Raw genomic sequence first — 25,134 nt, forward strand, 5'->3', positions numbered from 1 at the left:
CTCGATGGGCGGTCAGCAAAGAGTTTTTAAGGCGAAGATCAAGGCTACGGAAACGTTGGCAAAGGTCTTTCGCGCCATGGAGATGATTGCGGCTTCCCGGATCAATGCCGCCCGCAAACGCGCAGAGATGGCTGATCCCTATACCAGGGCTCTTACACAGGCTGTGGCTGCGGTGGCTGTCCATGGACATGTCGACCACTCGTTGACTAGACCTCGCACGGATACTCGTCGAGTCGCCGTCTTGGCAATCGCTTCCGATAGGGGACTCGCGGGTGCCTATTCGGCGACTATCCTCCGCGAAACGGAGAGGCTTCTTCAAGAGCTCCATGACGAGGGAAAAGAACCTGTCCTTTTCACTTCTGGACGGCGCGCTAGACAGTATTTCTCATTCCGGCGTGTCCCGATAGCTAACTCATGGGAAGGGTCGTCGGATAATCCCAACCAGGAGATGATCGACCAGATTGCCCACACCCTCTTAGACGCTTTTTTGAACCCCGATCCGACGCAGGGCGTGGCTGAGGTCCACCTGGTGTTTACGCGATTTGAGACAATGGTTCGACAGGTCCCTGAGATTCGCAAGATGCTACCACTGACTGTTGTCGATACCCCAGAGGCGGATGATTCTCGGAACCAGGGCGGGGACAGATCTTCTGCCTCGGATGATATCTACCCAGAGTATGAGTTCATACCTGATGCAAGTACGGTACTCAATGAGCTTTTGCCTCTCTACGTCCGTAATCGCATTACTCATGCAATGCTGCAATCGGCGGCGTCAGAGTTAGCGTCTCGCCAGCAGGCAATGCATACTGCTACCGATAACGCTAACGACTTGATCACCAACTACACTCGCTTGGCCAATGCCGCGCGGCAAGCCGAAATTACCCAAGAAATCACTGAGATTGTGTCTGGGGCAGATGCCCTTGCGCCTCAGGCATAGGAGAGATGCAGATGAGCGAAAAGACTAGGACAGCCGAGGGTCGCGTGGCCCGCGTGGTGGGCCCCGTCGTTGACGTAGAGTTCCCACCTGACGCGATTCCCGCCCTCTATAACGCATTATTGGTAGATGTTGATTTGCGCGGTCAGGGTGAGGGCGAAGGCCTGATGACGATGACGATGGAGGTTGCTCAGCACCTGGGTGACAACATGATTCGTGCGATTGCCCTCAAGCCAACAGACGGGTTGGTTCGCGGTACTCCCGTGACGGATACCGGTGCGCCGATTACCATTCCTGTGGGAGAGGTGACAAAGGGCAAAGTATTTAACGTCACCGGCGAATGTCTGAATCTTGAAAAAGATGAGACTTTAGAGGTCAAAGAACGCTGGCCTATTCACCGGGACCCTCCTGGTTTCGACCAGCTAGAAGGTCAGACCAAGATGTTCGAGACTGGCATCAAGGTTATTGATCTACTTACTCCCTACGTTCAGGGTGGAAAGATCGGCCTCTTTGGAGGTGCTGGCGTAGGCAAGACAGTTCTTATCCAAGAGATGATTCAGCGCGTTGCTCAAGACCACGGCGGTGTCTCCGTGTTTGCTGGCGTTGGTGAGCGCACCCGCGAAGGCAACGACCTCATTCATGAGATGGAAGAGGCAGGGGTCTTTGATAAGACAGCCCTTGTCTTTGGACAGATGGATGAGCCACCTGGGACGCGCTTGCGTGTTGCGCTGACAGGGTTGACGATGGCCGAATATTTCCGTGACGTACAAAAACAGGATGTGTTGCTCTTTATCGACAACATTTTCCGTTTCACTCAGGCGGGGTCTGAGGTCTCTACGCTTCTGGGACGTATGCCGTCCGCAGTGGGGTACCAGCCTAACCTGGCTGACGAAATGGGAATGTTGCAAGAACGCATCACCTCGGCTGGTGGGCACTCCATCACCTCATTGCAGGCTATTTATGTCCCCGCTGATGACTACACCGATCCAGCTCCTGCCACAACTTTCGCTCACTTAGATGCGACTACGGAGCTCTCTCGTGAGATTGCTAGCCGCGGGCTGTACCCGGCGGTAGATCCGCTTGCTTCAACTAGCCGTATTCTCGATCCCAAGTACGTCGGGCAGGAACACTACGATGTTGCTACCCAGGTCAAGCGGATCCTGCAGAAGAATAAGGAACTGCAAGATATCATCGCTATCTTGGGTGTCGACGAGCTCTCAGAAGAGGATAAGGTCACTGTGGCGCGTGCTCGCCGCATTGAACAGTTCCTCTCGCAGAACACCTACATGGCTGAGAAGTTCACAGGTGTGCCAGGATCCACTGTTCCTCTTTCAGAGACGATTGAGGCCTTCCGCCGCATTGCTGAGGGTGTCTATGATGAGATTCCTGAACAGGCATTCTTCAACATCGGCGGTATCGAAGATTTGGAACGCCGCTGGCACGAGTTGCAGCAACAATGAGTAAGTTACTGAATGTTGAGATTGTCACCCGCTCACAGATCCTGTGGGAGGGTGCAGCAACACATGTAAGTATTCCTGCTGAGGATGGGCGTCTAGGTATTTTGCCTGGACGCCAGCCGGTTTTAGCAGTACTCGCTGACGGCGTGGTTGAAGCTCATAGTGAAGACGGTGAAACTATCCGTTTTGAAGTCTCGGGAGGCTTTGCGTCTGTCGATGTTGATTTTGTGACCGTCGTGGTCGAACAAGGGAGCAGACTGGAGGCGTAATGACCGGCTGGGCGCTGGCAGTGCTGGGCGTATTGTGTGCGTGCGGTCTTTTCATCATTGTTCGGTTGTGGCGCCTCAGTACGTTGCGTTATTCCTTTCGTGCGCTGCTACGCACTCCCGGTGGCCAATGGCGGCGCGGTTTTGCATGCTACGGTGCCACCAATATGGCATGGTATTCTTTGGTCCGGTTCGCGATAGCGCCGGACCTTTTGCTTCCCCGGACAACTCTCGAAGTCGTGGGAAAACCTGTTCAAGATCACTCTGAAGGCACTACGACTCTGTGGCTGCAGTCAGGGGATGATCGCTGGGAGCTGGTAGTCTCGACGGGTGATTACACAGGTTTGCTTTCGTGGATTGACTCAAACCCTCCCAGTGAATCCCGAGAGTTCTAAAGTAGTGGACGCGATGTCGAAATATAGAGGTCAATAACATGCGACTGGTAATTGCAGATTGCTCGGTGGACTACTCTGGGCGACTTGACGCTCATCTGCCACGAGCAACCCGCGTGTTGATGCTCAAAGCTGATGGCTCAGTTTTGGTTCATTCCGATGGAGGATCATATAAGCCTTTGAATTGGATGTCGCCACCATGCCGCGTGGAAGTTATTGAACCTGATGAGTCCGATGCGGGAGTACAAGAAGTCTGGCAGGTGATCCCTCTCAAATCTGATGGTGAATTGCGCGTACGTATCTACGGAATAGTAGCCGATATCGAGCAAGACCTTGGTGTTGACCCGGGGCTCACAAAAGATGGAGTGGAAGCACACCTCCAAGAGCTCTTGGCGCAACAGGTCCCTACAATATTGGGGACTGGTTGGACACTGCTACGACGCGAGCACCCAACGCCTATTGGGCCGGTTGATCTTTTAGTATATGACCCTGAAGGTAAACCGGTTGCTATAGAGGTAAAGCGGCGCGGTGGTATTGATGGGGTTGAACAGTTGACACGGTATCTAGAGCTACTGGGGCGGGAAGAACGTTACCGGGAGATTCGCGGGATTTTTGCGGCTCAAGAAATCGCCAAGCAGGCGCGAACTCTGGCAGAAGATCGCGGTATCGAATGTCTTATCTTGGATTATCAGGCAATGCGCGGAATGGATAACGCCGAGGATCGGCTGTTCTGATGGCAAGGCGTAGCTCGAAGCGGCCCTGGGGGCAGGAACATCGGCCCCTACACCTGTCGGCGTCTATAGCGCGCACAGAAGTTGGCGGGGATGGTCGCAGGTATCAGGTACAGCGAGTAGTAAAGGCAAAAAAAGAATATATATGTCCCGGGTGTGGAAGGCCGATTTTTGTGGGAAGTGAACATATTGTTGCCTGGCCTGAGGAAGACCAAGCATGGCGCGGAGTCGGTATAGAGGCTCGCAGACACTGGCACACAAGTTGCTGGGAACGTGGGCTGTGGGCGTAATCGCGTTCTTTCACTTTGTTGCTCTTTAGTAACAGTGGTAACGTCATTCTGAATCGGCAGACTCTGGGAAAGGGTGCCTGGTGGCAGCAGCGAAAAGGTTTTGGCTTGCGATCGTCCTTGCGATCGTGGGAGTAGTAGCCCTAGTATTCGGTATTCTGGCTGCCACAATATGGCAGCCAGCTCAACATATTTCCGCATCCGCAGATCCCGACGAACCTTTTGTCATGGTGCGAGAAGGAGTTCTTGGTCTCTATGGCAACGAGGTCACCGTCACTCTCACTGCTGATGATCCTGATGATTATGTGTGGATGGCTTCGGGACTGGGCCCTGATGTGAGTGCGTGGCTTCATGGACACGACTTCAACGTCATTACCGGCACCGAGTCAATGACTCAACTTGCTATGGAAAAGCAGGGTGTAGGGACGTCACAATCTGGTGATGAGCAGTCCGGCATGGAAACCTCTCAGTCAGATGAGGCAGCACAATCAGAAGACGTATCCGAGGAACCATCCACCGAAGATACCGCGCAGGCGCAGTCTGGAGAAGTATCTCAGTCTGGTGCAGAACCGCCGGTAAGCCCTATTCAGTCAGACATGTGGTCAAATATGCGTGAAGGCAAGGGAGAGCTTGCTGTCCCTCTCTCCGGTGAGGGCCTTTCTAGTGTTCTCCTCATCAGTGGTAACGGTACTGACCCGGCCCCTAAAGTTACACTTACTTGGGAATATCCACGCCCCAATGTTGCAGCATGGATCCTTTTCCCAGTTGCATGCGTATTTATTCTTCTATCTATTGCGGTAGCTATAGCTGTGAGTGCGCGAACACGTCGCCTCAATAAAGCTAAGAAGACTCTTAGTGATCGTGCAGCAGCAGATGAAATGGCTACCGGCGCCGTTCCGATTGAAGAGGTGAAGAGCAAGCTTAAGCCCACCCCCGAAGAACCGTCTGAAGCTGAGGTACCTGAAAGCGAAGAGTCTCCTGTGGAGCAGTCCGAAGAACTGCAGACATTCGCGCCGCCCGCTGAGAATGAGCCTGCTGTGGTCACTGGTGATGCGGAACCACCTCGGACAGAAGAGGAAGCACCTCAGCACCATGAAAGAACCGAGGCGGTTGATGAACGCACGGAGCTTGTCACTACCGAATCGGGAATGATGAACTTGGCGGCCCTACAGGGTGGTGGACGCTTCCCGACCCGGCGGGCTTTACGTGATGCGAGAGCACGAGGCATTGAAAAACTGGTCGTTGAAGGTGTGGACTACTCTACGACGTCGATCCCTCCGTCCCCTAAGTCAGAGACTTCATTATCTGAAACCACGATTCCCCCCACCTCTATCAAATGGCGCTCAAAGAAAGGGGCTGCGAAGTTCGGCTCTGGAAAACCGAAGGACCAGAAGTGAAAACGAAAGCAAACTGGACAGCGCTGATTGTGGGTGTGGCTGCACTATCTCTCTCAGGATGTGCCCCAGATTCGCGCGAGGTGACGGCGCAATCGTATGAAGTTCTTGCTACAGATGGTCAGTCAAACGCGATGTCAGGAGAGATCGCCGCAGCTCCCGTATTGGATGAAGCGCAAATCCGCAAGATTGTTGCCGGAGTGCAAGACGTACTAGATAGTGCCCAAGAGAGTGGTGATCCTGCGGTCCTCAGTGAAAGACTCACGGGATCCGCTTTGGCAATGCGCACTGCTGAGATGGTTCGTGCGCAAAAAACCGGCAAAGAACTGGCTCCTCTAGAAATAGAGATCAACGTGGCTTCTGCGACAGTTGCGCAGTCTTTCCCTCGAACGCTTCTTGTGGGTTCTTCCGCATCAGCTGACGATCCCGCTGAAGTGTTTTTGTTTACTCAAGCCGATGCCAAGTCAGACTACATGCTAGAGAACTGGGTACGTGTCGTGGGAGGTAACTCGATCCACGGGGTGGCTATTGACGAGGGATCTCAGACTCTGACTGCCGATGATGAGGGGGGAATTATGTCTCCCGACGAGGTGGTACAGATGTATGCGTCTTTTTTGAAAGACCCTGATAACGCAGACTTTCAGGTATTTGTCGATGACACTTTCTCTCCGAAGCAACGTGAAGAAATCACTCAGCTGCGCACTGCAGTGGAACAAGTTGGCACCATAGGTTTTGATGCGTGGCCTTCCGACTATCCCGTCACCGGAGTCACGTTGGCCTCTGGGGAAGGCCTCTTTGCGGCCTCACTCAAAACCAGTACTACGTATCAACGCACAGTGGCAGATTCAAAAATGGCGGTCGGTGGTACTGCGGCATCGTACCTCGACAACGCTGATGTTATTGGCACTGTCACTGTCAACTACCTTGTCAACTTCTTTTTCCTTTTGCCGCCTCAAGACTCACAAGAATCTATTCGCATCGTTGGTGTAGAACGAGCAATCGAGAGCGTCAGCCGAGATGACGCTGCAAAGCCCGAAGGAGAAGAATAATTCATGGTTGAAGAGAATGTAGCTTCTGGTGGACCATCCCAGTTTGGCGCAGTGGACCTTTCATCTGCGGCACAGGCGTCAGAACCAAGCGGCGGAGGAATCAATGTTCCTCTGATTGCCACCGTCAATGAGGCTAATTTTGAAGAGCAAATGGGATTGTCACAGACTGTGCCAGTCATTTTGCTTTTCATTTCTTCTGCGTCCCTTGCCTCCACTCAAGCAACGCGTGAAGTCGAGAACGTCGTTCGTTCACAAGCTGGTGCGGTTGCTTTGCGAACAATTGATGTGTCGCAAGAGCCGGGCATTGCTCAAGCATTGCAGATTCAGAATGTCCCATCGGCAATGGCCCTGGTAGCGCGCCGCCCAGTCCCTCTTTTTGAAGGCGCCCCCACAAAGGAACAGCTAGTGTCACTTATCGACCAGCTTCTCCAGGCGGCTCCCCAACTTGGTGTGACTGGACGCGTGGCCGTGAGCGAAGAACAACTGGAAAAACCGGTTCCTGACACTCATTTGGCTCCGCGCGCAGCAGAAGATGCCGACAACTGGGAAGAAGCCGTTCAGCTGTGGAAAAAAGTATTGGCGAATGACCCCGGCGATAAGGAAGCAAAGGTTGCTCTGTCGCGAGCTGAGTTCGAAGCTAGGCAGCAGGCCGAAGGACAGTCAGAGTCTGTGCTGTCTCGCGCGGATTCACTCTTTGCCTCCGGGGCAGAAGAACAGGCTTTTGACCTTCTTTTAGGTGAGATTGCAGATGCAGAGGATGAAGCTGATAAAGAAAAGGCCCGCGAACGCCTAGTCCAGTTGCTTGGACTGGCAGTCGATAAAGACGCGGTCAAACGGGCGCGTTCGCGCCTCACGGCGTTGCTCTTTTAGTAGCTGCCTTATAGTCCCCACGTACGGGGTCATAAATCCGTAAACGGGGCCGCACGCGGCCCCGACAGCTACCACATCGCCCAGGCAGCTGCACGGGCAGTGCGTCGGTGTGCACGGAGAGCGCCTCGTCAACTACGGGCGTTCTAAAGCGCGTACAGGGCGCAGCCACGTCGCTCCTAGGGGAGGCACGCGCAGTGCAACCGAGTAGTCCCGTCCATTCCACGGCTTTTCCTCGGCTTTGAGGGGGAGAGGATTGGTTACTCCCGAGCCACCATAGCGAAGATCATCCGTGTTGAGGATTTCCTCCCAGGCGCCGCCATCTGGCAAACCGACCCGGAAATCTTCATGGGGTGTTCCGGCGAAATTGAGGACACAGACAATCTGTTCAGTCTCGCCCTTAGCATTGTCACCCTGACGAATATATGAGATGAGGTTACGGTCTGCGTCACCGGCATCGATCCACTCAAATCCCGTATAGTCGTCATCCCACAGTGCTGGACTAGTCTGATACAGCGTATTGAGGTCCCGCACCAAGTCGGCAATTCCGCGGTGCGCCGGTTGGTCAAGTAGCCACCAGTCAAGGGAATAGGATTCGGACCATTCTCCTTCTTGAGCGAACTCTTGGCCCATAAACAGTAGTTGTTTGCCTGGATGAGACCATTGATAAGCATAAAGAGCGCGAAGGTTAGCTAATTTTTGCCACTTATCACCAGGCATTTTAGCCACCAATGAGCCCTTACCGTGGACTACCTCGTCATGGGAGAGTGGCAAAACAAAGTTTTCAGAAAATGCGTAGACGAGAGAGAATGTCAGCTCTCCGTGGTGCCATCGCCTGTTGACTGGATCCTCACTCAGGTATCTCAGGGTGTCATTCATCCACCCCATATTCCATTTGAATCCGAATCCGAGACCTCCACCAGTTGTGGGAGCGGTAACGCCGGGCCACGCTGTTGACTCCTCGGCAATCATGACGATACCCGGATTGCGCCGATAGGCGGTAGCATTGGCTTCCTGCAAGAACTGGATGGCTTCGAGGTTTTCCCGGCCGCCATACTGGTTGGGACGCCATTGGCCTTCTTGGCGAGAGTAATCAAGGTAAAGCATGGATGCCACTGCGTCAACGCGCAGTCCGTCCACGTGAAACTCTTCTAGCCAGTAGAGAGCGTTGGCAACAAGGAAGTTGCGGACTTCGGAACGACCAAAGTTAAACACGAGCGTGCCCCAGTCAGGATGCTCACCCCGGAGAGGATCGGGGTCTTCATACAATGGTGTGCCGTCGAAGCGGGCAAGGGCCCACGAGTCTTTCGGGAAATGGGCAGGCACCCAGTCGACAAGGACACCAATGCCTGCTTGATGGAGAGTGTCAACCAAGTATCTGAAGTCATCGGGGGAACCGTAACGGGCGGTAGGTGCGTAGTAGGACGTGACTTGGTATCCCCATGACCCGCCGAATGGGTGCTCAGCAACGGGCATAAACTCTACGTGGGTATAGCCCATATCGATCAAGTAGGGTACCAGTTGGTCTGCAAAACTGCGGTAGGTGAGCCCTTGCTTCCACGAGCCAATATGGCATTCGTAGATCGACATGGGGCCCTGGTGAGGATTGCGCGAAGCCCGATCGGTCATCCATTGGCGGTCTTTCCACACATACTCCGTCTCAGTTACAACCGAAGCTGTTGCTGGAGGAACTTCAGTGTGCCTTGCCATAGGATCGGCTTTTTGGAACCAGTTTCCATCAGGGCCGCAAATCTCAAATTTGTAGAGGGCACCAATGGGAACATCAGGAATGAATAGCTCCCAGATTCCCGATGACCCCAAAGACCGCATTGCTGAGCCGGTTCCGTCCCAAAAGTTGAAGTTTCCGACCACTCTCACGGCTTTGGCATTGGGCGCCCATACTGCGAAGGCGACTCCCTCAACATCTCCAAGTGGGCCTGAGTATTCTTTGCGGTGTGCTCCCAACACGCGCCAGAGCTCTTCATGACGTCCCTCACCAATGAGATATGTGTCGAGTTCGCCCACAGTTGGAAGGAAACGATAGGGATCATCAGTGGTGGCTTCAGAGTCCCCGTAGCGCACTTTGAGACGGTAATCGGGGATTTCCTCACCAGGAACTACAGCAACCCATATTCCCGAGGACTCATGGTGGGCGGGAAATTCGCCTTCGGGTGTAATAACCGTCACTTCGTCCGCGAGATGGCGAACAGTGCGGATAGTGACGCTTCCATCACCAAGGTGCGCGCCCAGAACCGAATGGGGGGAGTGATATTCACCTGCTCCAACGAGAAAGAGAATACTGTCTTCTACTGGGATTGCACTCATACTCATACACCTGATTCTCTCATGTTCATGTGGTGACAGTCGCGGTTTCGTGTGTTGCTATTAGGACGCATTTAGCTCAGACCTACCTGAACGGAAAAGACGTGACCCAGGCGTTCCCATGGTGAAAACTTCACATAATTAGTGTCTCCCCACAGGTATTGAGTACCGTCGAGCTCATCGGTAAGCACTAATGTGTCATTGGTTTCGGGGCTGCGTGACTCTGCGCTAAGAGTGGGAAATAAGAGGTCTCGATTGATGTAGACGGTGCCTTCCACTTCAGCGTGGGGGTTCAAACTGATAACCACGACGACAGTGTCGTCTTGACCAGTGGGGGAGAACCGTGCTGGTGTGTGCTTCGAGAAGCACACAATGTCGTCAGAAGACGTGGGATGTATTGAAATCTGGTGCAGCTGTTGCAATGCGGGATGCATCGCGCGGCTGCGATTGAGTAGCTCTAGTAGTAGCGCAATACCGTGATCTTGGGCTTTGTCCCAATCGCGTGGCCGATACTCATATTTTTCATTATTATTGTGCTCTTCAAATCCTGGTCGAGGATCTTTTTCTACCAGCTCGTATCCTGAGTAGATTCCCCACGTTGGTGACCCGGTTGCTGCGAGCATCGCGCGAATCGCAAACATTGCTTCGCCGCCGTCTGTCATTTGCGGGGTAAGAATGTCGTGAGTTGTCGGCCAAAATGCGGGGCGCATCATATGGGAGGTCTCCTCAGCCACTTCGACCAGATAATCTTCGATTTCCTTTTTGGCTGTTCGCCAGGCGAAGTAGGTGTATGACTGCTGGAACCCCACCATTCCTAGGGTCCTCATCATTGCGGGACGAGTGAAAGCCTCAGCCAAGAAGAGTACTTCCGGGTGGTCTCGGTGCATCTGGTCAAGGAATTTCTGCCAGAAAGGCATCGGCTTCGTGTGCGGATTATCGACGCGGAAGATTGTCACGCCGTGCTGGATCCACACCTCGACCACGTCAACAATCGCGTGGTATATGCCGTCAGGATCATTGTCGAAGTTGAGGGGATAAATATCTTGGTACTTCTTAGGAGGATTTTCCGCATAGGCGATAGAACCATCTACCCGGGTGGTAAACCACTCGGGATGTTTTTTGACCCAGGGGTGGTCTGGGGAACATTGCAAGGCTAGATCGAGCGCCACTTCCATCCCTAGATCGCGCGATGCGGCAACGAGAGCATCGAAATCAGCAAAACTGCCCAAATCGGGGTGTATAGCATCGTGTCCACCTTCGGGCGATCCAATACCGTATGGACTGCCAGGATCGTCTGCCGTGGCTTCTAACGAATTATTCTTGCCTTTTCTGAAGGTAGTGCCGATTGGATGGACCGGAGTGAGGTAGAGAACTGTGAAGCCCATGTCTGCGATGCGTTCTAACTCAGATACAGCCGAACGCAGCGTGCCAGAAACCCACCGGCCATCAGGTCCAATGTGAGCGCCCATAGAACGAGGGAAAACCTCATACCATGAGCCGTAGAGAGCGGCTTTCCGGTCAACCTGCAGAGGGTAACGCTCAGTTGTCTCAAGGAAGTCACGCAGTGGACAAGCGGCCATCGCAGCTTTTACTTCCGGCGTTGTGGCCAGAGAGTACCGAGAAGCTGGACTCACGGTGGTGTCGGCAAGTATTCGGGCTGTTTCTTTCAACACCTGTGCTGTTGTACCCGACGGTTTCGTCCGGGTACGTGCGGGTTTTCGAGGCGGTCTTTTTCCAGGGAGGACCATCCCAATAGCTGCACGCTCGAATAGAACGGCACCTTCCTGACACATGAGTTCAGCGTCAACATTTGCAGAGATCTTTAGGCGCGCATCCCGCTGCCACGTACTCCACGGGTCCGACCAAGTCTCAATGCGGAAACTCCAGTCCCCAGGTGTATCCGGCATCAGCCAGGCTTCAAAGCGGTCGAGACCAGGCGCGATGTCATACATACGTGCCCGCGAATGCTCTTTTCCTTGAGGTGTGATCAGCACAGCTTCAGCGGCGAAGGCATCGTGTCCTTCCCGGAATACCGTGGCACGTACAGGGAAAGGCTCGCCTTCGGTGGCCTTTGCAGGCAGCGTGGCATTTTCGAGTACGGGGAAGACTTCAATGGCAGGTATGCGCGGCAGGATGTTAGTCACATCACCATCTTATCGAGAAGTGATGCTTACTTGGAACCACTCTGGTCTAAGTGTTTTACCTTGACGCATTCGGCGCATACTGTAATTCCTGAAATTCATCTGTAATTTACATCGAATTTCGTGGTGGAATTAGGCGGTGATGCGGAGCTGTAGCGTATGGTTGGAATGTGAAAGCTATACGTAGATTTACTGTGCGAACCGTTCTTCCTCCGCAGCTCGCTGGCCTCGATACTCTGGCCCGGAACCTGCGCTGGTGTTGGCATGAGCCAACTCGAAAATTCTTCGAGTCACTGGACCCACAGGCGTGGGAGCGATCTGGGGGTGATCCAGTGGCCGTTTTGGGGGAAATTACGCCAGCTCGTTTTGAGCAGTTGGCGGCAGATGCAACCGTTGTGTTGGAAGCAGCGCGTTTGGTTGAGGAACTAAACCAATATATGACTGAACCCAAGTGGTTCCAGTCGATTTTCTCTAATACGGACAAACCTGCGTCAATTGCCTATTTCTCTGCTGAGTTCGGCATTACTGCAGTCATGCCACAGTATTCGGGTGGGCTGGGCATTCTTGCGGGCGACCATCTCAAGTCCGCATCCGACCTTGGAGTACCCATCACAGGGGTGGGGCTTCTCTATGGGGCCGGATACTTCCGCCAATCACTTTCTCGTGATGGGTGGCAGCGTGAAACCTATCCGCTGATTGATCCCAACAATATGCCACTGACACTCCTGCGTGAACAAGATGGCATGCCAGCTCGTATTTCTCTACCACTCCCAGATGGACGCACCCTGGCTGCCCAGATCTGGGTGGCGCAGGTTGGCCGAGTACCTCTGCTACTCATGGATTCGGACATTCCCGACAATGACGACATTTCCCGATCGGTGACCGATCGACTCTACGGAGGCTCTGCTGAGCACCGCTTGGAACAAGAGTTACTTCTGGGAGTGGGAGGCGTGAAGGCGCTTCGCGTGTATTCCCGATTGATGGGGACGCCAGCGCCCGAAGTGTTCCACTGCAATGAGGGCCACGCAGGCTTCCTAGCAGTGGAACGTATTCGCGAGTTGATGGAATCCGACTCATCCGTCGACTTTGGCGCAGCAATCGAAGCCGTCCGCTCCGGCACACTCTTCACCACGCATACACCGGTTCCTGCTGGTATAGATCGATTCGATAAGTCGATAGTGCGTCATTACCTGTCGGCAATGCCCTTGCCAGGAGTCAACGTTGATGAAGTACTGTCACTAGGCAACGAGTCCTACCAAGGTGGCAACCCTCATGTTTTCAACATGGCGGTTCTGGGACTGCGCATGGCCCGCATGGCAAATGGCGTGGCTCAGCTCCATGGCAAAGTGTCCCGAGGTATGTTTGCTGCGCTGTGGCCAGGATTTGACGTTCCCGAAGTACCTATCACCTCCATCACCAATGGTGTACATGGGCCCACGTGGCGCAATCCTGGTTTCCAGTCGATGGCCTTGGAATACATGGCAGAAACCGATGACGCCGACGGAACGGGCTGGTTGAAGTCAGAAGAAGAGGGGGGCGTTCCCGACGTCGTCCTGTGGGAAAAGCGCCGCAGTTTGCGAGCTGCTCTTGTTGAGGTGGCGCGGGCTCGCACACGTGCCTCATGGCTTGAACGTGGAGCATCCCCAGCAGAACTTGGGTGGACAGAGTCCATCCTTGACCCCGATGTTTTGACTATTGGTTTTGCGCGGCGCGTTCCCACATACAAACGCTTGACACTGATGCTTTCAGATCCAGAACGTCTCACCCGTCTTCTCACCGATCCTGAGCGTCCCATACAGTTGGTGATTGCAGGAAAGTCTCACCCAGACGACGAGCAGGGCGTGGGGCTCATCCAAAAACTGGTTCAGTTCGCTGACAATGCGGAGGTACGTGATCGCATTATCTTCCTGCCGAACTACGACATGGCACTGGCTGAAGTCTTAATGCCAGGATGCGATGTGTGGCTGAATAACCCGTTGCGTCCGCTGGAAGCATCAGGTACTTCCGGGATGAAATGCGCTCTCAACGGTGCACTTAATCTATCCATCCTTGATGGATGGTGGGACGAAATGTATGACGGCAACAACGGTTGGGCGATCCCCACCGCTGACGGAGTTGAGGACCCGGGTCGCCGCGACCACATTGAGGCCGCAGCGCTGTACGACCTCATTGAAAACACTGTGGCACCGCGCTTCTACGATCGCGATGAACGAGGCGTTCCGCGGCGATGGATGGAAATGATGCGCCACACGCTAGCCACACTTGGACCCAAAGTCCAGGCAACTCGCATGGTGCGTGACTATGTGGAGCGTCTCTACACACCTATTGCCGCTGCTTCACGCGTTATCGACGCGGCGCCATATGAGAAAGCTAAAGAATTGGCTGCGTGGAAGCACAAGGTTCGTTCAGCATGGCCTGGGGTGCGTGTCGACTTCGTCGAGGCAGAAGTCCCTGACGTGGCTGAGCTGGGCGACGAGGTATCAATCTCAGCAGGTGTGAGCTTGGCGGGATTGGAACCGACTGACGTGCACGTTCAACTGGTGTCCGGACGCGTTGGAGCTGATGACCGCCTGGAAGACTTTGATATCTCTAACCTGAATCCAGCCGGAGAAAAACATGGTCACCAGGTTTTCACTGGAACTGAGAAGCTTTCCGCTTCGGGATCAGTGGGCTACGCGGTGCGCGTAGTACCCTTTAATCCGCTCATGGCAGGGGATACCGAACTAGGATTGGCAGCTAATGCTGAACCTTCTGCGGTGACAGCACATACGCATACCAGTTTCGGGGACTAAAAACTCTAGCTAAGGGCCCCCAGCCTCACCGTTGGGGGCCCTTTGTAGTAAAAGGAGGAAAAATGAAAGCTGTTGTTACGGGGGCTTCAACAGGAATTGGTGAGGCGACTGTTCGCCTTCTGCGCTCTCACGGTTGGGACGTTGTTGCGGTAGCCCGTCGTGAAGAACGGCTTCAAGCACTTGCGGAACAGACCGGGTGCGACTATTTCGTGGCTGACTTGACGGATGAAGAACAAGTGTCCGCACTGGAAAAGCACGCGGGCGTTGTCGACGCTGTAGTCAACAACGCGGGGGGAGCGTTGGGTACCGATTCGGTGGCCGATGCCAAGCCGGAGCGTTGGCGGCGGATGTATGAGATGAATGTGATGACCGCCTTGCAGGTAACTGACGCATTCCTACCGGGCCTTCAAAAGCGTGGTGGTGACCTGGTGTTCCTTACTTCCACGGCCGCTCACGACACCTATCCTGGCGGGGGAGGGTATGTTGCAGCCAAACATGGTGAACGCATTATTGCCAATACTTTACGTCAAGAACTTGTGGGCGAGCCGGTTCGCATCATTGAGATTGCTCCAGGATTGGTCAAGACACCAGAGTTTTCACTCAATCGTCTGGGCGATGCGCATGCCGCTGCAGCCGTCTATGAGGGGGTGAAAGAACCACTGGTCGCAGACGATATCGCCGAGGCTATTGTGTGGGCTCTGGAGAGGCCCCGTCACATGAACATTGATTCCATGATCATTCGTCCCAGAGCCCAGGCCACAAATACGGTCTTATATCGGGAGAATTAATGAAACATCAGGGGACCGTCATTCTTCGCACCCCCCGGCTTGTCTTGAGAAGATTGGCGTTATCTGATGCTGAGCTGATGTACACCAACTGGGCTGGAGATCCAGCTGTGACTGAGCATTTGTCGTGGCCTGCGCATGTAAGTGCTCAGGCCACCGCTGAGTATCTTTCGACAGTTATCCCCGGGTATGCGGCGAACGACTGTTACCTGTGGGCAATCGAGCTGAAAATTCCGGGTGAACCCATTGGCACAGTCGGCGTGGTGGGAATGGATGAGACTATCGGCGAGGCGGAAATCGGCTATTGCATTGGGCGTCCATGGTGGGCACAGGGACTAATGACTGAGGCCGCTAGTGCAGTTGCAGATTTCCTGTTCTCTCAGGTGGAGATCAAGCGACTAGTGATTAAACACGCCAGTGACAATCCTGCCTCGGGCGCGGTAGCCAGAAAACTAGGGATGAGACATGAGGGGTGCTTACGTCAAGGCATCCGTACTAACCAAGGCCTTGAGGACGCTGAAGTGTGGTCGCTCCTCACCTCCGATCGCATCACAGTGTGATAATTCCCGTGGCAGTTTGTTATTTGTCGCCGGGACACTGTTTTACTTGGGGGGATAGGGAGTCTCTACTTAGCGAGTGCCTGAGCAATGTCAGCAATGAGGTCGGCGGGGTCTTCGAGACCTACGGCAAGGCGCAGGTGCCCCAGTTCCTTGTACCGCTCAGGGTAGTAGGTTACTCGCGGACCATCGGTGCCGACATGAACGATCAGTGTTTCTGGATGTCCCAGTGATACTGCCGAAGTAATGAGACGCAAACGAGACACAAACTCATTGTGTGCGCTGTGACCACCCTTGAGCCCAAAAGCCATGAGACCGCCGAAACCATCAAACTGACGTGAAGCCACCTTGTGGCCCGGATGGTCTGGCAGTCCCGGATAGTCCACGTATGCGACAGAAGGATGTGCAGAGAGGAACTGCGCCACCTGTAATGCCGAGTCCTGGTGTTGTTTCATGCGTAGCGGCAATGTGACGAGGCCACGGGAAATCAGCCAAGCATTGAATGGTGAAATGGTGGCTCCGAGGTCCACCATTGGGTCCGACTTAAGCTCAGCAATAAGGTCGGCGCTCCCCAAAACTGCCCCTCCCATTGCATCACCGTGACCATTAATGTACTTGGTGAGTGAATGGATCACGAGGTCAGCCCCATCACGGAGCGGCCGATACGTGGGGGGTGGCGTAAACGTAGAATCGACAGCGAAGAGAGCATCTGCATCATGGGCAATAGCAGCAAGAGCTGCCACATCAGAGACTCTCGTTGTCGGATTGGCAATGGTCTCTGTGACGATCAGGCGAGTATTGGGCCGAAGTGCTGTTTTCACCTCGTCCAGATTGGAAGTGTCGACAAAAGACGCTTCGATGTTGTACTTCTGAGGCAGAAGTTCAGCAAAAAGTCGCCAGGTAGCTTCGTAGGTGTTGTCGGAGACGATGACATGGTCGCCAGAGTTTAAGAATGAAAAGAACACCGAATAGAGTGCGCCCACCCCAGAGGCAAATACGACGCAATCCTCAGCGCCTTCCAGTGCAGCTAATTTTTCCTGCAATGAGAGTTGATTGAATCCTGAGTTGCGCGTGTAGAGAGGGACGCGCCAGTCAGACCAATCTACTTCTGTGGGGTCAGGGGGAAGATTGTAGGAATTTGCCAGCACTAAAGGAGTAAGTACCCCGCCTGTACTTTCTTCACCGCGATTACCCGCATGGACTGCTGCGGAAGAAAAATTCAGGGTGTGTGGATCGTGCTTATCAGGTGCTGTCATGCGGGGTAATCCATATTCATTGCTTGGCGAACTTCGGTCAAAGTGAGGTTGGCGCGTTCATTCGCGATCTCGTTTCCGCGAGCCAGCACATTCCACAAATATCCGGGGTCTTGGATTAGCTCGGCGCGCCGCTGACGGATAGGGGCCAGAAGATCATTGACAGATTCGGTGACCAGGGCCTTGAGAGCTCCGCCGCCACCGTCACCAATACGCTCAGCCAGCATTTCCGGTGCCTCGCCAGTACTCATAGAGGCTAGAAGCAGCAGATTTGAGACCTCCGGGCGGTTATCCGGGTCATAGGTAATGACACGGTCCGCATCGGTTTTAGCCTTTTTGAACATCTTGGCTGTCTCGTCAGCGGTCATTGCGAGTTCGACCGTATTTCCCCGAGACTTTGACATCTTTTGCCCATCGGTGCCCAAAATACTGGGGGCAGCTGAGAGCAGGGCATCTGGGCGAGGGAACACGGGCTTATCGCCACTGCGACCATACCGTTTGTCAAAACGGTTGGCGACGACCCTGGTCTGCTCTAAGTGAGGTAGCTGATCTTGTCCCACAGGCACCAGATTTGCTTTGCAGAAAAGGATGTCAGCTGCTTGGTGAACAGGGTAGGTGAGCAGCAATCCTGACATGGCCCTGCCATCGGTAGCATCAAGTTCAGCCTTGACAGTGGGGTTACGGTGAAGTTCTGCCTCCGTGACCAAAGACAGGAACGGAAGCATCAGCTGGTTGAGTGCAGGAATGGCCGAGTGCGTGAAGATAGTTGTCTGCTCAGGATCCAAGCCAGCGGCTAAATAGTCAGCGAGAAGGCCGAGCACTCTTTCCTGTAAGGGCCCAACGCCATCCCGGTCAGTAATGACCTGATAATCGGCAATGACAATCCACGTTTCAACGCCGCGGTTTTGCAGTTCCACGCGCCCTTTGAGCGTCCCAAAATAGTGACCCAAATGGAGTCTCCCCGTGGGACGATCCCCGGTAAGAATCCGGAAAACAGAAGGATCTTTATCGATGTGGGCTTGTATCTCGGCAGAACGTTCCTTAGCGCGAGCCAATGTTGCTTGATTTGAATTGTCAGTCACAAGGCGATTCTAGCGCGGGTTACGATTCCCCGAAGACGACGTCCGATATCAGCTCACGGGTGCCATATAGATATGTAAAGACTGGGGTTCTAACTGGACAGCTTTTCCAGGACTTACTTTGTGTCCCTCATCCAAGGCCGTGTCCGCATCGTTGATCCTTCCGGTTTTGGGACGCATCCACGAGGTGTCATAGACCTGCACCCACTGAGGACCATGAGAGTCAGGCAGGACCACCTCTGCCACATCCAGCTCTCCATTGAATACCACCAAAAGATCCGCGTCATCAACCGGTAGACCAGACCTGCGCATTTGGAAGACGCGGTTCCCCGCAGTCCTCCAAGCATCGCCTTCAATGGTGTGAGAGGAACGATCGAACCACGCGACGTCGGGAAGAATATCGCCATCGATAGGGATCCCGTGAGCGAAATTCGTGGGTCGCATAACCGGGTGAAGTGAGCGCAATTTCAGTAAATACTGCGTGCTTTTCAGCTGCCGTTCCTGGTGCTTTTCCAGATTCCAATCAATCCATGAGATCGGAGAATCCTGACAGTAAGCGTTGTTGTTTCCTCCCTGCGAGCGGGCAAATTCGTCACCAGCCACGATCATGGGGGTCCCCGCAGAAACTAACAGCGTCGCCAACAGATTTCTCCGAGACCTCTCACGAGCGTAGAGGATTTCTTCGACGAGGCCTGTCGGGTCGGCCATATCATCTTCCCGGCCATCGCCTTCAACACCGTGATTCCACGAACGGTTGTTTTCGCTGCCATCCTGGTTGTTCTCGAGGTTTGCCATATTGTGTTTATGGTTATAGCTAGTTAAATCTGCCAGGGTGAAACCATCATGGGCAGTGACAAAGTTGATAGATGCCCGGGGCCCGCGTTCTTGTGAAAACAGGTCTGAAGAACCAGAAAGCCGCGTTGCCAAATTTGCGGCATTGCCCATGCCTCGGCCAGCTAGATAATTATTGAAATCCGCTAACCAAAAGTCGCGGATTGCATCGCGATAGCGGTCATTCCACTCGGAAAAAGGAATGGGGAAATTGCCGGTCTGCCATCCGCCGGGGCCAATATCCCACGGCTCCGCAATGAGCTTGACGTCGCGAAGTACCGGATCGGTCGCCAATCCGACCAGGAATGGGTGGAATGAGGTGTACCCATCCGTAAGACGTCCCAAGGTGACAGCAAGGTCAAAACGGAAACCGTCAATACCCATTGATTCACTCCAATACCGCAGCGAATCCAAGGTCATCTGCACCACTTTTTCTTCAGAGAAGTTCATGGTGTTGCCACACCCCGTGTCATCGATACTGCGACGCGGACGCCCCTCGGTGTACCGGTAGTACATCAGTGAGTCCAAACCCCGCCAACTCACCGTGGGGCCGGTGTCCCCACCCTCGCATGTGTGGTTATACACCACGTCCAAGATGACTTCGAGGCCAGCCTCATGAAGAAGCGATACCATCCCTCGGAATTCGTCAACTACCGCTTGCGGACCTGCCTGTTGGGCTGCGCGGGTCGCATAGCTTGGTTCGGGAGCGAAAAACCCTAACGTTGAATAACCCCAATAGTTAGTGAGGCCACGCTCGGTGAGGAAAGGCTCATCCATTTTTGCCATGACCGGCAGTAATTCGATGGCGGTTACGCCCAGTGACTTCAGGTGAGTAATGCTTGAGGGGTGCGCGAGCCCCGCATATGTTCCCTGTAACTCTGGTGGAACGCCCGGCATATTCTTGGTGAACCCTTTGACGTGTAACTCATAGATAGAGGTTTTCTCCCACGATGTGCGCGGGCCAGGGACGATATCGAAGCCATTATGAACGACGACAGATTTGGGGCTCTGGAGTGCAGAATTGAGAGAGGACGGTGCCATGGGGTAGGTGGTTGGATAGAGATCTTTATCCACCTGATGAGCATGGAGTGATGCCCCTAATACAGGGGCGCCAGATATCCCTCTCGCGTATGGATCCAGGAGTAGTTTGTTGGGGTTGTAGTAAAGCCCCTCGTCAGGGTCCCACTTGCCGTGGGCGCGGAAACCGTAGGTGGTGCCAGAGTGAAAGCCCGGAAGTTTACCGTGCCAGATGCCCTCTGTTGGTCCCATAAGTGCAAAGCGTCGCTCCCACACTTCGCGCCCGTCGCCGTCAAAAACACAAAAATCTATGGCCGAGGCATGGGGAGCTGCCACCGCGATTTCCAACCCATCGGAAACAGCGAAAACTCCGAGATGACGGAAATTCGGGTTCGGGAGGGGGACCGTGGCGGTCGCTGATTGCAGAACCGGCTCGGTTGGGGAGTGTGTTCCAAGAGGTGTTTTCATTGAAATGAATTGCACCGGGATTCTTCACCACTGTCAAATGGGGGAGATTACAAGGTGGTCAGTATCACTATTGATTGGTGCGATCTGGCACAGACAGCTTTTCGCTGAGATGGCATGCTTAGACGCATGAGAATTTTCGTGTGCGTCAAGAATGTTCCTGACGGGCAGGCGGAGCGGCGCATTGAGGACGGGCGACTGGTTAGAGGCGACGATGACATCCTCAATGATCTCGATGAGTACGCAGTTGAGGCTGCAGTACAACTAGTTGAAAATGTGGGCGGCGAAGTAATCGCTGTGACTATGGGACCTGAAGGTGCAGAGGATTCGCTTCTTCGAGCACTGCAAATGGGAGCTGACAGGGCTATTCACATATGTGATCCCGACCTTGAAGGGACGGATGCTCCTGGAACCGCAATAGTGTTGGCTGCTGCGATTCTCAAAGAGAACAGCACTGAACCTCTCGACTTAGTTCTCACAGGGATGGCGAGCTTAGATGGTATGACATCCATGGTGCCTCCTGCCCTCGCCGAGGTGTTAGGCGAGCCCTTTGTTGGCGCCGTCGATAGCATTGAACTTACAGATGTGCAGCATATGCAGGTAGAGCGCGAAAGCAACGGATGGCATGAGGTTATTGACATCGAACTTCCAGCTGTTATCTCGGTGACCGATCAAGTTAACGAACCGCGCTTCCCCTCATTTAAAGACCTTAAAGCCGCGCGCAATAAACCCATTGATACAGTGACATGGGCAGAACTAGAACAGTATGTGCCTGAAGGAATTGTGCGAGAGTTGCACCGTACTTCAGTTATTTCAGCCAAACCATATGAACGTGGTACCGAACGAATCGTCATTGAAGACACGGGCAATGCTGGCATAGAGCTTGCAGAGTATCTCTACAAAAGCGCTGGCTCGGAGGGATGATGGAAAAACTGAAAAACGCTATTGTCGTCGGTGTTAGCCATGTGAAAGACGGCGAACGCTGGACCCTGAGTGGGGATAGTGCTAGCACCTTGGCGTATGCAAAAATGCTGACTGACGGACCGGTCATTGCAGTAAGCATCGTCCCAGAATGTGACCTTGAGGCGATTCGTGCATGCGGCATCGGGACTGTGTATGCCCCGATGGAAGTGGGGGCTTGCCTTCGACTCTCTGACAATGCTGCGATAGTGGCCGGTCAGGCAATCAAAGAAATACAAGATACGCAGGACATCGCCGCGGTGTTCCTTCCTAATACGAAGCGTGGTCGGGAAACTGCCGGGCGCCTAGCAGTGCGAATGGGTGGCGGTGTCACCACGGATGTCTCTGACATCCAGGTTGTTGACGGGAAACTCGAAGCAACCAAGAGAGTTCTTGGTGGGGAATGGGAAACGAAAACGTCCCTGCAAGATGGCATCCCAATTTTTACACTGTCGCTAGGGTCTGAGCCGGAAACACCAGCGACATTTACGCGCACACCTGATATCGTGCGAGTTGCAATTGACGGTCTTGTCTCCTCGCGGCTACGCATGGTGCGAGCTCGCCAGCAGCCTGGGGGAGCCAACGGTGACCTACGCGACTCTGATGTGGTTGTCGTGGGTGGCCGCGGCGTTGACGGAGACTTTGATACGGTCCACTGGTTGGCGGATGTGCTCTCTGGGGCCGTGGGGGCTACCCGCGTTGCATGTGACGAGGGGTGGGCACCCCGCTCAATGCAAATAGGACAAACAGGTGTCTCCATTTCACCAAAAATCTACGTTGGTTTGGGCGTATCAGGAGCAGTGCACCACACCTGCGGAATTCAAGGCTCAGATGTGATAGTAGCTGTCTGTGACGACCCAGATGCCCCAATTTTTGAGATGGCTGACTTCGGAGTGGTCGGTGATGTTGCCGAGGTGGTGCCGCAAGCAATCAAGCGTCTTGAGGAGTTGAAGTCAGAACGCTGAAACGCACCTATCTTGATCATGCCGCGACGACAGCGCTGAGCCCAGTCGCAGAAGAAGCATGGCTCAAGGCCGTGCGACAGCTTCAAAGTATGCCCGGAAACCCCAGTGCCCTCCACGCGGGGGGAAGAGCCGCCTCGCGCATGGTTGAAGACGCTAGAGAAGAGATTGCCGACGCCATTGGCGCGGAGCGAGCTGAAGTAGTGTTCACCTCGGGAGCCACAGAAGCAAATGCGTTGGGGGTAATCGGAGCGGCCCGGCACACAGGGCGCCCCGCAGTGCTGATTTCCCAAGTAGAACATGACTCCGTGGCAAAACTGGCAGACGCTGCTCCCGACCTGCAATGGCGTCACATTCCAGTTGACTCAGAAGGAGTCAGTATCGTCCCGTCTTCCCTGGGAGACGACGTCGCTTTGGCCTCCATGTCACTAGTGTGCGCCGAAACAGGAGTCATCCAACCAGTAGAGCGCCTCGTCGCAGCCTCCGGAGACACCCTTGTTCACACGGATGCAGCGCAAGCCATCGGTCACCTTCCCGTGAGCTTCTCAGCTCTAGGCGTTGACCTTCTCACTCTTGGCGGACACAAGATCGGCGCACCAGTTGGCACCGGAGCGTTGATCGTACGTCGCGGTGTGGAAATAGACAGCGACCGCCCCGGGGGAGGCCAAGAGCGGAAAAGGCGCTCAGGGACCGTTGATGCGGCTGGCGCCGTAGCACTGGCAGCCGCTTTGACCGCCACAGTCAGGGAACTGGATGTGGTCATTGAGCGTCATCAGGCTCTCAAAGATCGCCTTGTTGCGGGACTGCCTCCCGAAGTACATGTGACATCTCAGGCACCCTCGTCGCCGGGAATGGTCCACCTTTCCCTTCCCACATCCAGTCCAGAAGTCCTCCTCATGGCCTTTGACCAGGCTGGAGTGATGGTTTCTGCAGGCTCAGCCTGCCATGCGGGGGTGACTCGTCCCAGCGAGATCCTTCTCAACATGGGGCGTGACACCGCTGGAGCCCTGGGAGTTTTACGAGTATCCTTTGGGGCCGACACTGATGCGTCCGACATTGACGCATTCTTAGAAGCATTGCCGGGGGCGCTTGCGGCGGCCCAGCGAATGGATAAACACTTTAAGGAGCGCGCGTGAAAGTCCTAGCGGCTTTATCTGGAGGAGTCGACTCCGCCGTAGCTGCTGCGTTAGCGCAAGAAGCAGGTCACGATGTTACGGCCGTCCATATGGCGCTCTCAGCTAACCCAGCATCCTGCAGGATTGGCAATAGAGGCTGCTGCTCAGCTGAAGACGCGGTGGACGCGGCCAGGGCCGCTGAAATCATGGGCATTCCCTTCTACGTGTGGGACCTCGCCGAAGAATTCGAGGAGACCGTTATCGACGATTTCCTCTCCGAATACTCGGTTGGTCACACCCCCAACCCCTGTGTGCGTTGCAATGAGTTCGTTAAGTTTCGCGAATTGGCCGACCGGGCTCGCGCCTTGGGTTTCGACGCAGTCTGCACAGGCCACTATGCTAAGCGCATCGATGGTGCGGGCGGTCCCGAGCTACACCGGGCCGAGCATTTCGAGAAAGACCAGTCCTACGTCCTGGCAGTCATGGGAAACGAAGAACTCTCCCGCGTTTTGCTGCCCTTGGGCGACGCCCCCACGAAAGACTGGGTGCGCCAGCAAGCCGAAGAGCGCGGACTAGGTGTGTCCAACAAGCCAGATTCATACGACATTTGCTTCATCCCTGACGGTGACACCCAGGGGTTCTTGCGGTCTCGCCTCGGCGAAAAACCCGGTGAAATTGTCGACGTTGAAGGCAATGTGGTGGGGGAGCACAGCGGCTACTACCAGTTCACCATTGGGCAACGCAAAGGCCTCAACCTGGGACGGCCAGCCCCCGATGGGCAGCCGCGCTACGTGGTGGAAACCAAGCCTGATACCAACCAGGTTGTGGTCGGTGCGGCCTCACTGCTCAGCGTGGACATTATCGATGGTTCAGATGTGGTGTGGCTGGTTGATCCCCGCGATATTGGCGAAGAAAACCTTGGCGTGCAAATGCGCGCCCACGGGGCAACATCACCCGTTGCGTCGTGGGAAGTGACCGCTCAAGGGCTGCGCGTTCATTTGGACGAGGCGGCCCGCGGGATTGCGGCCGGGCAATCTTTGGTCCTCTACCGGGGAACCCAGGTCGTGGCACAGGCCACTATTTGCTCAACTGGTAAGACACGGGCCGCGGAGCGTGTAAACTAGCTGAGGTTGCGCGCGAGTGGCGGAATTGGCAGACGCGCTGGATTTAGGTTCCAGTGCCTTCGGGCGTGGGGGTTCAAGTCCCCCCTCGCGCACCAGTGATAATGCAGGTCAGAGGGTGTTCCTTCTGGCCTGCATTTCTTTTTTCGTTGCTTGCGCCTTCGGCTGTTCCGCGGCCTGGGCCATATGGTAGATGCCTGGGCTGTATGCAGTCCGGTGTACGGTTTTATGACCCCGTACGTGGTGTGCATACTTGTCGTAGCGTTGCGGTACCTTTATTTAGAGACGGTCAAAGAGTACTTGGTTCAGTAAGTGGTACAAAGGAGACAACTTCCCTATGTCACAGTCGTGCGTTCA

Annotated in this window: 20 protein-coding genes and 1 tRNA gene; 16 read left to right on the top strand and 5 right to left on the bottom strand. The window is 54.5% G+C overall.

What is annotated here, in order from left to right; all coding sequences use genetic code 11:
• Positions 1-4: 4 nt before the first annotated feature.
• The 8 genes from FYJ24_RS08225 (at position 5) to FYJ24_RS08260 (ending at position 7,380) form a co-directional block, all read left to right on the top strand.
• Entirely contained in the window at positions 5-937 is a 933-nt protein-coding gene (locus FYJ24_RS08225; RefSeq protein ID WP_154545387.1) for a F0F1 ATP synthase subunit gamma, read from the top strand.
• 11 nt (positions 938-948) lie between these two features.
• The gene (atpD, locus tag FYJ24_RS08230) at positions 949-2,394 is read left to right on the top strand and encodes a F0F1 ATP synthase subunit beta (RefSeq protein ID WP_154545389.1); all 1,446 of its coding nucleotides are present in this window, start codon (positions 949-951) and stop codon (positions 2,392-2,394) included.
• Positions 2,391-2,660: a F0F1 ATP synthase subunit epsilon gene (locus FYJ24_RS08235; protein WP_154545391.1), complete on the top strand. Its 270-nt coding sequence runs from the start codon at positions 2,391-2,393 to the stop codon at positions 2,658-2,660. Before atpD ends, FYJ24_RS08235 begins: the two co-directional genes overlap by 4 nt.
• Positions 2,660-3,052, top strand: a complete 393-nt coding sequence (locus FYJ24_RS08240; protein WP_154545392.1) for a DUF2550 family protein — start codon at positions 2,660-2,662, stop codon at positions 3,050-3,052. Before FYJ24_RS08235 ends, FYJ24_RS08240 begins: the two co-directional genes overlap by 1 nt.
• Positions 3,053-3,090: 38 nt before the next feature.
• Positions 3,091-3,783, top strand: a complete 693-nt coding sequence (gene nucS, locus FYJ24_RS08245; RefSeq protein ID WP_154545393.1) for an endonuclease NucS — start codon at positions 3,091-3,093, stop codon at positions 3,781-3,783.
• A 367-nt stretch (positions 3,784-4,150) separates the two neighbouring features.
• Positions 4,151-5,464 carry a hypothetical protein gene (locus tag FYJ24_RS08250; RefSeq protein ID WP_154545394.1) on the top strand — a complete coding sequence of 438 codons (1,314 nt, stop codon included), beginning with the start codon at positions 4,151-4,153 and terminating at the stop codon, positions 5,462-5,464.
• Positions 5,461-6,510: a hypothetical protein gene (locus tag FYJ24_RS08255; protein ID WP_154545395.1), complete on the top strand. Its 1,050-nt coding sequence runs from the start codon at positions 5,461-5,463 to the stop codon at positions 6,508-6,510. Before FYJ24_RS08250 ends, FYJ24_RS08255 begins: the two co-directional genes overlap by 4 nt.
• 3 nt (positions 6,511-6,513) lie before the next feature.
• A complete protein-coding gene (locus FYJ24_RS08260; protein WP_154545396.1) occupies positions 6,514-7,380 on the top strand; it encodes a tetratricopeptide repeat protein in 867 nt (288 codons plus the stop codon).
• Positions 7,381-7,512: 132 nt separating this feature from the next.
• Here FYJ24_RS08260 and glgB read toward each other — a convergent pair whose 3' ends face one another.
• Both glgB and FYJ24_RS08270 read right to left on the bottom strand, forming a co-directional pair.
• A complete protein-coding gene (gene glgB / locus FYJ24_RS08265; protein WP_404814709.1) occupies positions 7,513-9,708 on the bottom strand; it encodes a 1,4-alpha-glucan branching protein GlgB in 2,196 nt (731 codons plus the stop codon).
• A gap of 65 nt (positions 9,709-9,773) precedes the next feature.
• The gene (locus FYJ24_RS08270; protein ID WP_318656600.1) at positions 9,774-11,843 is read right to left on the bottom strand and encodes a maltotransferase domain-containing protein; all 2,070 of its coding nucleotides are present in this window, start codon (positions 11,841-11,843) and stop codon (positions 9,774-9,776) included.
• Between the two features lie 167 nt (positions 11,844-12,010).
• Here FYJ24_RS08270 and glgP point away from each other — a divergent pair, with 167 nt between their 5' ends.
• The 3 genes from glgP to FYJ24_RS08285 all read left to right on the top strand — a co-directional run bounded on the left by glgP (position 12,011) and on the right by FYJ24_RS08285 (position 15,977).
• Entirely contained in the window at positions 12,011-14,632 is a 2,622-nt protein-coding gene (glgP, locus tag FYJ24_RS08275) for an alpha-glucan family phosphorylase (RefSeq protein WP_318656601.1), read from the top strand.
• Positions 14,633-14,694: 62 nt separating this feature from the next.
• Positions 14,695-15,420 carry an SDR family oxidoreductase gene (locus FYJ24_RS08280; RefSeq protein ID WP_154545397.1) on the top strand — a complete coding sequence of 242 codons (726 nt, stop codon included), beginning with the start codon at positions 14,695-14,697 and terminating at the stop codon, positions 15,418-15,420.
• Entirely contained in the window at positions 15,420-15,977 is a 558-nt protein-coding gene (locus tag FYJ24_RS08285; protein WP_154545398.1) for a GNAT family N-acetyltransferase, read from the top strand. The genes FYJ24_RS08280 and FYJ24_RS08285 overlap by 1 nt, the downstream gene beginning before the upstream one ends.
• 65 nt (positions 15,978-16,042) lie before the next feature.
• Here FYJ24_RS08285 and FYJ24_RS08290 read toward each other — a convergent pair whose 3' ends face one another.
• Genes FYJ24_RS08290 through glgX form a run of 3 tightly spaced genes read right to left on the bottom strand, consistent with a single transcriptional unit; the run spans position 16,043 to position 20,622 of the window.
• Positions 16,043-17,230: a trans-sulfuration enzyme family protein gene (locus tag FYJ24_RS08290; protein ID WP_154545399.1), complete on the bottom strand. Its 1,188-nt coding sequence runs from the start codon at positions 17,228-17,230 to the stop codon at positions 16,043-16,045.
• Positions 17,227-18,309 (bottom strand): tryptophan--tRNA ligase, encoded by a 1,083-nt coding sequence (gene trpS, locus FYJ24_RS08295; protein WP_318656602.1) that lies wholly within the window; start codon positions 18,307-18,309, stop codon positions 17,227-17,229. Before trpS ends, FYJ24_RS08290 begins: the two co-directional genes overlap by 4 nt.
• A gap of 48 nt (positions 18,310-18,357) precedes the next feature.
• Complete coding sequence (gene glgX / locus FYJ24_RS08300; protein ID WP_154545401.1) at positions 18,358-20,622, bottom strand: glycogen debranching protein GlgX; 2,265 nt, start codon at positions 20,620-20,622, stop codon at positions 18,358-18,360.
• 126 nt (positions 20,623-20,748) lie between these two features.
• Between glgX and FYJ24_RS08305 the strand changes: the two genes are divergently transcribed.
• From FYJ24_RS08305 to FYJ24_RS08325, 5 genes are all read left to right on the top strand, one after another.
• The gene (locus FYJ24_RS08305) at positions 20,749-21,543 is read left to right on the top strand and encodes an electron transfer flavoprotein subunit beta/FixA family protein (protein WP_154545403.1); all 795 of its coding nucleotides are present in this window, start codon (positions 20,749-20,751) and stop codon (positions 21,541-21,543) included.
• Positions 21,540-22,544 carry an electron transfer flavoprotein subunit alpha/FixB family protein gene (locus FYJ24_RS08310; protein WP_154545405.1) on the top strand — a complete coding sequence of 335 codons (1,005 nt, stop codon included), beginning with the start codon at positions 21,540-21,542 and terminating at the stop codon, positions 22,542-22,544. The genes FYJ24_RS08305 and FYJ24_RS08310 overlap by 4 nt, the downstream gene beginning before the upstream one ends.
• Positions 22,541-23,677, top strand: coding sequence for a cysteine desulfurase family protein (locus FYJ24_RS08315; protein WP_154545407.1), 1,137 nt, complete (start codon positions 22,541-22,543; stop codon positions 23,675-23,677). Before FYJ24_RS08310 ends, FYJ24_RS08315 begins: the two co-directional genes overlap by 4 nt.
• Positions 23,674-24,780, top strand: a complete 1,107-nt coding sequence (gene mnmA / locus FYJ24_RS08320) for a tRNA 2-thiouridine(34) synthase MnmA (protein ID WP_318656603.1) — start codon at positions 23,674-23,676, stop codon at positions 24,778-24,780. Before FYJ24_RS08315 ends, mnmA begins: the two co-directional genes overlap by 4 nt.
• 10 nt (positions 24,781-24,790) lie before the next feature.
• Positions 24,791-24,875, top strand: a tRNA-Leu gene (locus FYJ24_RS08325).
• Positions 24,876-25,134 lie beyond the last annotated feature (259 nt).

The organism is Scrofimicrobium canadense (assembly GCF_009696615.1).
Classification (GTDB): domain Bacteria; phylum Actinomycetota; class Actinomycetes; order Actinomycetales; family Actinomycetaceae; genus Scrofimicrobium; species Scrofimicrobium canadense.